A 10033-nucleotide genomic window follows, 5' to 3' on the forward strand; every position below is an offset into this window, starting at 1 on the left:
GGGCAAGCAAAAGTGGCAAAGGCCATAGAGCCTGAACGAAGTGAAGGCCAGCGTCTTGAGGCGCCGGCCGGTAACAGAGGCTTATAGCCTCAGAGCAAACCACCCGTTAGACGGGTGGTGCTGATTTGCAAAAATAGGGTATTCATATTGACATTTAAAAGCCGCAACGAAGTTTTTGATTAAATTAAGGAAAAACGAGGTTTAGATATGAAAATTGTAAAATTCAGAGGCGGATATGGAAATCAATTGTTTCAATATTCTTTTCTTAGAGAATTGCAATTGAAATACAACTGTGAGGATGTAAAAGCAGATTTAGCATATTTTTCCACAATTAAAGAAAACAGCGTTTATATTCCGAGAATAGAAAAATTGAATGTTAAGATAGACAGAGCTACCCAGGCAGATTTGTCAACGGTGTGTATCCTAAAGCATACAAGTGATCCATCAACGCTTATTTACAGAGCAGGAATAATTTTTGAAAAAATATTCAATCACCAGTATTATTTGGAATCGGACCGGGCGCATCGAGATATCGAAAGTATACTTGGTTATCAATATTACGACGGATACTGGCAGTCATGGAAACACTTGAATGGAATCGAAAATGAGCTAAGAAATGAAATCACCCTAAAAGAAAAAATGAGCGAAAAAAGTCGAAATGCAATCGATAAATTCAGCAGTGAAAATTCTGTTTTTATTGGGATCAGAAGAGGCGATTATTTGGCGACAAGTCGACTACGGAGACACTTTGGAAGCTATGACAACGCCTATTTCAATAAAGCGATTGGAATCATGAAAGAAAAAGTTGCTGATCCAGTGTTTTACGTGTTCTCCAATGATATCGATTGGATTAAAGAGAATATGAGGTTCGATTGCAAGGTGAATTATCGTGAATTTGAAGATCAGACCAGTGATACCGAAGAATTGTTTGTTATGTCAGCGTGCAAACATGCAATTATCGTTAACAGCACATTTTATTGGTGGGGGGCCTGGCTCATTGAAAACGAACAAAAGACAATCATAGCCCCGCAAAGATGGTTTGCAGATGGTTCGCCAATTGATATTGTACCTGATACGTGGATAAAAATATAGATTATAAAGTTCAATACGCATAGCAAAGGAGAAAAGAAAATGCGCAAAATCGCATTAATCACCGGGATAACCGGTCAGGATGGATCCTTTTTAGCAGAGCTTTTATTAGAAAAGGAATATGAAGTACATGGAATAATCCGGAGAAGTTCTTCATTTAATACCGGCAGAATCGAACATCTTTATATTGATGAGTTACTGAGGGACATGCACATTAAACGCAAAATAGAATTGCATTATGGCGATATGACAGACTCAACCAATTTGATCCGACTGATCAGGAAGATTGAACCGGATGAGATTTACAATCTGGCGGCGATGTCACATGTAAAGGTATCGTTTGAAGTTCCAGAATATACCATTGATACCGATGGCGTGGGAACATTAAGATTGTTGGAAGCGGTGAGATTTCTTGGCTTCGAGGATAAAACAAGAATATATCAGGCATCGACTTCGGAACTGTTTGGAAAAGTACAGGAAATCCCTCAAAGAGAAACAACACCATTTTATCCAAGAAGCCCTTATGGCGTCGCCAAGCTATACGGCTATTGGATCACCAGGAATTATCGCGAAGCGTATCATATGTTCGCAGTCAATGGCATCCTTTTCAATCATGAATCGGAAAGACGGGGAGAGACATTCGTAACGAGAAAAATAACCCTTGCTGCCGCCAGGATTAAAAAGGGAACGCAGAAGAAATTATACCTTGGAAATATTGATGCGAAACGTGACTGGGGATATGCCAAGGATTTCGTTAAGTGTATGTGGTTAATGCTTCAATATGAGATACCAGATGATTTTGTCATTGCCACTGGTGAAATGCACTCGGTCAGGGAATTTGTGACGCTGGCATTTAAAGAAGTCGGGATTGAACTCGAATGGCAGGGCGTCGGAATAGATGAAAAAGGGATTGATAAACGTTCCGGAAAAGTACTCATTGAAGTAGATCCTCAATATTTCAGACCAACGGAAGTAGAACAGTTGCTGGGCGATCCAAGTAAAGCTGAAAATGAACTGGGATGGAATCCGACAAGTACGAGTTTTGAGGAACTTATCAGAATTATGATCAAAAGTGATGTAAAAATGGTGGAACAGGAAGAACGAATTCGCAAAGAGTTTGATTAATCAAGAAGGCGGGATTAAGGGTGGCGTACAAATTGTCAGACAATACTTGGGATTTGAAAGAATTGGAAGCAATCAACCGGGTCATTAAATCCGATATGTTCACGATGGGCAAAGAAGTGGAAGAATATGAGCATCAATTTTCAGAAAAGGTCGGCACAACGCATGCGGTCATGTCAAACTCTGGCTCATCGGCAAATCTTCTTGCCATCGCGGCACTGGTTTATTCGGGAAAGCTTTCGCAAGGTGATGAAGTGATCGTGCCTGCCGTTTCATGGAGTACAACCTATTTTCCCCTTTGTCAATATAACTTGAAATTAAAATTTATCGACATTGATAAGGATACGTTAAATATCGATGTCACTCAAATAGAAGAAGCGATAAGCGAAAAAACAAAAGCCATCTTTGCCGTTAATTTATTAGGAAACCCCAATGATTATGAAAAAATCATGAAAATATGCAAGAACAGAAATTTGATTCTTATTGAAGATAATTGTGAAGCGTTGGGTGGGCAGTATGCTGATAAAAAACTGGGAACCTTTGGTTTGCTGGGAACTTATTCAACCTTCTATTCCCATCACATTTCGACAATCGAAGGGGGCATTACCGTGACCGATGACGATGAACTCTATCATTATTTGCTGAGCATCCGTTCACATGGCTGGACAAGACATCTACCTGAAAACAGTGAACTATATATAAAAAGGGATGACGTGTTTTATGAAAGCTTTAATTTTATTGTACCAGGCTATAACTTAAGGCCGTTAGAGATTGAAGGTGCAATTGGTATTGAGCAATTAAAAAAACTCGATGGAATCATTCAAAACAGAATAAACAACGCATCATATTTCATTGAACGGATTAAAGAAGTGGAAAATATGAGAGCTCAAAAAGAGCTTGGTAAATCCTCCTGGTTTGGATTTGCCATGGTGCTGGAAGGAGAAAATAGTGGCCGACGGAATGAAACAGTAAAGATGCTGCAACAAAATAGCATCGAAGTCAGGCCAATTGTCGCTGGCAATTTCACAAGAAACCGGGCAATAAAATTCATGAATTATTCTATTCACGGAGAATTAAAGAACGCAGATGATATTCATGAAAACGGTTTTTTTGTCGGAAACCACAGCAAAGATAATCGCGAGAACATTGACTTTCTGATTGATGTGCTTAAAAAAGTGAATCGATAAAAGAAGGATAAACCTTTGGAGGTTTGTGATGAAAATTATTATACTGGCTGGTGGTAGTGGAACACGTCTATGGCCGTTAAGTCGTGATCGTTATCCGAAACAATTTATTAAACTCCAGGATAAAAAAGAATCGTTGTTTCAAGAATCTTTTAAGCGCAGTTTACTGTTAGCTGACGGAAAAGATATCTACGTGGTCACGAATAAAAAGTATAAATTTTTAGTGATGGGTGAAATTAATGAGCTTGATTATGAATACGATGAAAATAACATTCTGGTAGAATCTGAAGCGAAAGGAACCCTTCCGGCGATTTATGCAGGAATTAGTGAAATTCAAAAAAACGGAGATGATACGGTAGTGGTTTTTCCGTCAGATCATATTATTATCAATAATCGGGCATTTGTTGATTTGATCAAGAATTCAGAAATTCAAACAGACGATTCACTGATAACTTTCGGGATCAAGCCAGATGGACCGAACACTGGATATGGATACATATCACCCGGAGTTGTTAAAGGCAATGGTTACACGGTCACTTCATTTAAGGAAAAGCCAACGCGTGAAAAAGCAACTCAATATATTGAAAAAGGCTATTACTGGAATGCTGGCATTTTCATGTTTAATTCAAAGCTGTTTGTGGAAGAGGCAAAAAAATATGTCCCGGAAATCTATCAGGCGTTTCAGTTCAGCAAAGATTTAAATGAATCATTTTCAAAAATTAAAACCAATATATCAATCGACTATGGAATCATGGAAAAAAGCAAAAAAGTGGTGGTCGTCCCGGCGGATTGCGGCTGGAATGATTTAGGAAGTTTTGATTCATTTTATAATGTTTTTGACAAGGATGAAAACAATAACGCAACACGCAAAGAAAATATCCTGATTGATTCAGTCAACAATCTGGTACTATCAAACAATGGAAAAATAGTGGCGGCTGTTGGGGTTAATGATCTGATTATTATTGACAATCGAGATGCGCTATTAGTATGCAAAAAAAATCAATCACAGAAAGTCAAGGATGTGGTTGAGATTTTAAAAAAAAGGAAAGATAAACGAACGGAATATCATGTGTATGACTATCGTCCCTGGGGTCATTATCGAATTCTGGAAGAACGAGAGCAATTTAAAATCAAACGAATTACGGTAAATCAAGACAAAAAACTAAGCTATCAGCTGCATCATCATCGGAGTGAACACTGGATCGTGGTCAGAGGAATGGCTCGGGTAACCATTGATGAAGAAGTTCAGTTTGTTCGCGCTGGGGAAAGTATCGATATAAAAGCTGGCCAAAAGCATCAACTGGAAAACCCCGGGAAAATACCACTGGAGATTATTGAGATTCAAATGGGCGCGTATTTGGAAGAAGACGATATCGTAAGATTTGGTGATGACTACGGAAGGGAATAAATTATCGCTGAAATGCACAGCATAATTCCATATGCGAAGTGAAAAAGCAGTTTGATTAGGGAAGAATCGGGTAGAAAATAAGCATATAAAAGCTGCAATAAAAATCTAAAGCATAAAGTGAGGTTTTAGCCATGAAGTGTTTATTAGTTGTGGCACATCCAGATGATGAGGTTTTAGGTGCTGGAGCGACGATGTATAAATTAGCACAGGAAGGCCACTCGGTAAATGTCTGTATGCTTTCAGGCGAAGTATATGCCAGAAAGGACAGGCCCGCGACCGAAGAACTGTATAAAGATATAAACAATGCGATGAATTTATTGGGTGCTGATCAAATCATCAAAGGTGATTTTCCCAATATCGAATTCAACATCGTGCCTCATTTAAAGATGGTGCAGTTTATCGAAAACGCAATCACAGAAACAGCGGCTACAACGGTCTTTACACATCATCCGGCAGATTTAAACAATGATCATTTGCACACATCACTTGCCTGTCAGGTCGCGGTCAGATTATTTCAAAGAAAATCTGGAATAACCCCGCTAAAAGAATTGCTGTTTATGGAAGTTCCATCATCGACGGAATGGTCGTTGAATAAGGGGATCAGTCAGTTCACGCCAAACACATTCATAGAAGTTGGAGAAATAGCTGTTGATATGAAGTTAAAAGCTTTGGCTCAATACAGAGGGGTTATGAGGCCTTTCCCTCATCCGAGGAGTCATGAAGCAATAAAAGGGCTGGCGGCCTACCGGGGTGGTCAGGCCGGTATGGTTTACGCCGAAAGTTTCGAAAGCGTATTCAGAAGAGGATTCTAAACAAAAAGGGGGGATCAGATATGAAAATGAAAATGGCATTTACAACCTGCGTTAAATTGGGACTTGATTGTATCGAAGAAATATATCAAATCGGCGGAAAACTGGATTTGCTCATTACGCTTAAAGATGAGAAAGCTAAAAATAAATCCGGCAGAATTTATCTTGATGAAATTGCAAAAAAACATCAAGTACCGCTTGTAAAGATAGACAGCATTAACGATGCAGAAGCAATTGAAGCGCTTAAGGAACATGAAATTGATTGGCTGTTTATCATCGGGTGGTCACAGATCGCGAAAAAAGAAGTACTTGATACGCCCCGAAAAGGCGCGATTGGAATGCATCCGACATTACTGCCGAAAGGAAGAGGTCGAGCTGCGATTCCATGGGCGATTATCAAGGGGCTGGATAAGACCGGTGTGAGCATGTTCAAACTCGAGGAAGGCGTTGATACCGGTGATATCATCGGTCAGGGGATCATCGAACTGGATCAAAAGATAACGGCGACAGAACTCTATCAAAAGGTGGATGAGATGCAAATCAGCCTGATCGCAAAGTATTGGGATGATATTGTGAATGATCATGTTGTTTTTACCAGGCAAAATGATGCCGATGCTACCGAGTGGCCCGGCAGAAAGCCGGAAGATGGCGTTATCTTAAGTACGATGACAATGGATGCAGCGGACAAGATGGCCCGGGCAGTAACACATCCCTATCCGGGGGCCTTCTTTAATGACGGCAACAAGATCATCCGCATCTGGTCAGCAACGACGAACGCACAGGAAGGTAAAATAAAGCTGCGTGATGGATTTTTGACGCCCATCGATTTTGAAATAGAGGAAGGGACTGTTTTAAAATGACCGGCAGAGATATCAAGCTTTCACCACCGGATATCACCGATGCCGAAATCAACGCGGTTGTTGAGGTGATGAAATCCGGATGGATAACGACCGGGCCTAAAACGAAGCAGTTTGAGAGAGCAATCGCAGCTTATTGTACGACCAATCGTGCCGTCTGTCTCAATTCAGGTACGGCCGCACTGGAGCTGACGCTGCGTTTGCTGGAAATTGGCCCGGGCGATGAAGTGATTACTACCCCCTATACATATACTGCTTCAGCCAGTGTCATCGACCACGTTGGAGCGAAAATTATCATGGTCGATACGGCAGTTGACAGTTATGAAATGGATTATGATCAGTTGGCGCAAGCCATCAATTCAAAGACAAAGGCAATCATTCCGGTGGATATCGCAGGCGTAATGTGCGATTACGACAAAATATTTGAAATTGTACAAAGAAAAAAGAGTGTATTCACAGGAAAAAATGCTATGCAGAAGGCGATCGGCCGGGTTGTGATTGTCGCTGATGCCGCCCATTCCTTTGGCGCCACCTATCAAGGCCATGTCTGTGGTTCAGTTGCCGATTTCACTTGCTTCTCATTTCATGCGGTAAAAAATTTGACAACCGCAGAGGGGGGCGCGTGTACATGGATAGACATTCCCGGTATAGACAACGATGACATTTATCGACGCCTGATGTTGCTTTCACTGCATGGACAGAGTAAAGATGCTTTAAGCAAACTGCAACTTGGCGGATGGGAATTTGATATTGAGTGCACCGGATATAAGTACAATATGACTGATATTATGGCGGCCATCGGCTTGGAACAATTGAAACGATATCCAAGATTACTGGAAAGAAGAAAAGAAATTACAAAACTTTATAACAAGTTGCTCAAAGATATCGATGTGACACCGGTTGAGCATTTAAAGGATGATAGCCAATCGAGCATGCATCTGTACCTGGTACGCATCGCTGATATCGATTCTGTACAGCGTGATGCTATTTTTTATAAAATGGCAGAAAATGGCATCGCAACACTCGTTCATTACAAGCCCTTGCCGATGATGACGGCGTACCAGAAGCTGGGATTTGAGATTAAGAATTTTCCAAATGCCTATAATGTATACAGAAATGAGATTTCATTGCCGCTTCATACCTTGCTTAGCGATGAGGATGTGGCGTATGTGGTTGTGAAATTGAAAGAAGCTGTAGAAGCCGTTAAGTTAAAAAAAGGATGCCATGAATTCTATCTGATCAATTGCATCAGAAAAAAGTCATGCGTTTAACTTGATAGACCACCGGTCAGATTTTGTGGAAGGGGGCTGAGAACATGAAAAAAATACTAATTATTGGAGCTGGGTTTCTTCAGTCATTTGTAATAAAAAAAGCGAAAGAAATCGGTTATTACACCATTGCAATTGATAAGAATCCAAATTCTTTAGGTTTTAAATACGCCGATGAATACGGCGTGGTTGATATCGTCGATCAGCAAGCCTGTTTGAAATTTGCCAAAGAAAAAAAAGTGGATGGTGTTATGACAGCAGCAACCGATTATGGTGTATTGTCAACAGCTTTTATCGCTCAGCAGATGAACCTGCCGGGAATAAAATACGATACGGCTAAAGTGGTGAAAAATAAATATCTGGTGAGACATCTTCTTTATGAAAAGAAGATAGATGATATTTCGCAGTATTATGAGATCAGCGATATTGAGGATCTTAGCGGGATTATCGAAAATATTCATTACCCGGTTATGGTAAAACCCTGTGATGGTTCTGGAAGTAAAGCGGTTAAACGAGCTAACTCAAAAAATGAATTAAAAGATGCTTGTACTGAAGCGATCAATGCCTCATTGATAAAAAAGGCATTGATTGAAGATTTTATAGACGGGAAGGAATATGGCGTTGATTCTTTTATCTACAATGGCGAAGTTTATGTCCTTGGCGTGATGGGCAAATACATGACCAGCCCTCCGGATTATGCGGAGTTGGGACATATGATGCCGAGTAATCTTGATATCGAAAGCCGGCTCAGAGAAATTGTAAAAAATGCAGTTCAAGTGTTGGGAATCAATTTTGGCGCCGTGAATATGGATGTACTCGTGACGAAAGAGAATCGTGTTTGTATCGTTGATGTGGGGGCGAGAATGGGAGGTAATTTAATCGGTTCGCACATTATTCCCATAAAAACCGGAATCGACTATATGGGCAGCATAATTAAAGCCTCGGTCGGAGATGAAATTGATCTTTCAGTAAAAAATCCCCAACCATGTGTAGCTACAAAAGTGTTGGCATTGAAGCCCGGAAAAATAGCTGGTTTGCCTGATTTCAATGCGATTCAGGAAGAGTGTAAGGTTGTAGTCTATCACCATCTGGAGATTGGCGATACAATAAGAGCATACCATAATAATCTTGATGGTTGCGGTTATGTGCTGGCTATTTCGGAAGACAGAAGGAAGGCAATCGAAAATGTTGAATTGGCCAGAAAATTAATCGATGACGGGGTTGTCAGGGTATCGTATTTATAAAAATTTAACGAGGTAGACTCAGATGTATGCAAAATATATAAAAAATATTTTAGATATTATCATATGTATTATTGGGCTTCCGGTATTTGCGTTGTTCTATATCGTGTTTGGGAGTTTAATAAAAATGATGGATAAAGGACCAGTATTTTACAAATCTGAGCGGATCGGAAAAAATAGCCGGTTTTTTAAAATGTATAAGTTCAGATCGATGAAAGTTGATGCTCCGTTCATACTTAACGAAGACGGAAGTACCTATAATGCAGAGGATGATCCCCGAGTTACCAGGATTGGAAAGCTAATGAGAGAAACAAGCATTGATGAAATCCCGCAGATATTAAACGTCTTGAAAGGTGACATGAGTATCATTGGACCTCGAGCGTGTTTACCAAGCGATATGGGAACATTCAAAGAGGATGAAAAGGATAAACTGAATGTCAAACCAGGGATTACCGGATTTACCCAGGCGTATTATCGAAATGGAATTTTAAGCCGGGAGAAACGTGTGTTGGATGCCTGGTATGCTAATCATATCAGTTTTGGGCTGGATGTAAAAATATTTTTAAAAACGATTAGTACCGTTTTTAAAAGAGAAGGGCTATATACAAATGAAGTAGCTGAAAATAAAACGGATAAAAGCAATAATGCGCTTTAGGAGGATTGAAATGAGAAAAATCTTGTTCATCAGCAACATCACGAATTATGTATCGAATTTTTCCATTCCGTCAATACTTGCTGCACAGAAATTAGGTTATGAATTTCACTTGGCTGCTAATCTTGCAGGATTTAATGATGATGAATCAAAATATAATATCTCAACTTTCCCAGCTTGAAAATTCAGCTGAGACTTTACAACAACACCATCTGCAGCTTCTGAAAAACAGAAGTTGACAGAAAAATGCACCCAATGTCTGATATAATGAAAATACAAAGTAACAAAAATCAGACAGGAAAGGTGCATACCACTATGATAAACCAAAACAACCCATCTGAACAGACAAATATTGCATTTTTAAAAGCTTTTAAAGCATTGAAACTGACAGGATTACTCAGAG

At 39.8% G+C, this 10033-nt stretch carries 10 protein-coding genes; all 10 read left to right on the forward strand.

What is annotated here, in order from left to right:
• The first annotated feature begins 207 nt into the window (after positions 1-207).
• The 10 genes from GH808_RS14480 to GH808_RS14525 all read left to right on the forward strand — a co-directional run bounded on the left by GH808_RS14480 (position 208) and on the right by GH808_RS14525 (position 9811).
• A complete protein-coding gene (locus tag GH808_RS14480) occupies positions 208-1092 on the forward strand; it encodes an alpha-1,2-fucosyltransferase (protein ID WP_186843498.1) in 885 nt (294 codons plus the stop codon).
• Positions 1093-1131: 39 nt separating this feature from the next.
• The gene (gene gmd / locus GH808_RS14485; protein WP_186843499.1) at positions 1132-2214 is read left to right on the forward strand and encodes a GDP-mannose 4,6-dehydratase; all 1083 of its coding nucleotides are present in this window, start codon (positions 1132-1134) and stop codon (positions 2212-2214) included.
• Positions 2215-2246: 32 nt separating this feature from the next.
• Positions 2247-3398, forward strand: a complete 1152-nt coding sequence (locus GH808_RS14490; RefSeq protein ID WP_243166239.1) for a DegT/DnrJ/EryC1/StrS family aminotransferase — start codon at positions 2247-2249, stop codon at positions 3396-3398.
• A 28-nt stretch (positions 3399-3426) separates the two neighbouring features.
• Positions 3427-4803, forward strand: a complete 1377-nt coding sequence (locus GH808_RS14495) for a mannose-1-phosphate guanylyltransferase/mannose-6-phosphate isomerase (RefSeq protein WP_186843501.1) — start codon at positions 3427-3429, stop codon at positions 4801-4803.
• A gap of 131 nt (positions 4804-4934) precedes the next feature.
• A complete protein-coding gene (locus tag GH808_RS14500) occupies positions 4935-5615 on the forward strand; it encodes a PIG-L deacetylase family protein (RefSeq protein WP_186843502.1) in 681 nt (226 codons plus the stop codon).
• A 20-nt stretch (positions 5616-5635) separates the two neighbouring features.
• Positions 5636-6472 (forward strand): formyltransferase family protein, encoded by an 837-nt coding sequence (locus tag GH808_RS14505; RefSeq protein ID WP_186843503.1) that lies wholly within the window; start codon positions 5636-5638, stop codon positions 6470-6472.
• Complete coding sequence (locus GH808_RS14510; RefSeq protein WP_186843504.1) at positions 6469-7740, forward strand: DegT/DnrJ/EryC1/StrS family aminotransferase; 1272 nt, start codon at positions 6469-6471, stop codon at positions 7738-7740. The genes GH808_RS14505 and GH808_RS14510 overlap by 4 nt, the downstream gene beginning before the upstream one ends.
• Positions 7741-7784: 44 nt before the next feature.
• The gene (locus tag GH808_RS14515) at positions 7785-8981 is read left to right on the forward strand and encodes an ATP-grasp domain-containing protein (RefSeq protein ID WP_186843505.1); all 1197 of its coding nucleotides are present in this window, start codon (positions 7785-7787) and stop codon (positions 8979-8981) included.
• A gap of 22 nt (positions 8982-9003) precedes the next feature.
• Positions 9004-9633, forward strand: a complete 630-nt coding sequence (locus GH808_RS14520; RefSeq protein ID WP_186843506.1) for a sugar transferase — start codon at positions 9004-9006, stop codon at positions 9631-9633.
• Between the two features lie 10 nt (positions 9634-9643).
• Complete coding sequence (locus GH808_RS14525; protein WP_186843507.1) at positions 9644-9811, forward strand: hypothetical protein; 168 nt, start codon at positions 9644-9646, stop codon at positions 9809-9811.
• Positions 9812-10033: the final 222 nt, after the last annotated feature.

Origin of the sequence: Acetobacterium fimetarium (genome assembly GCF_014284475.1) — a bacterium.
GTDB classification, from domain to species: domain Bacteria; phylum Bacillota; class Clostridia; order Eubacteriales; family Eubacteriaceae; genus Acetobacterium; species Acetobacterium fimetarium.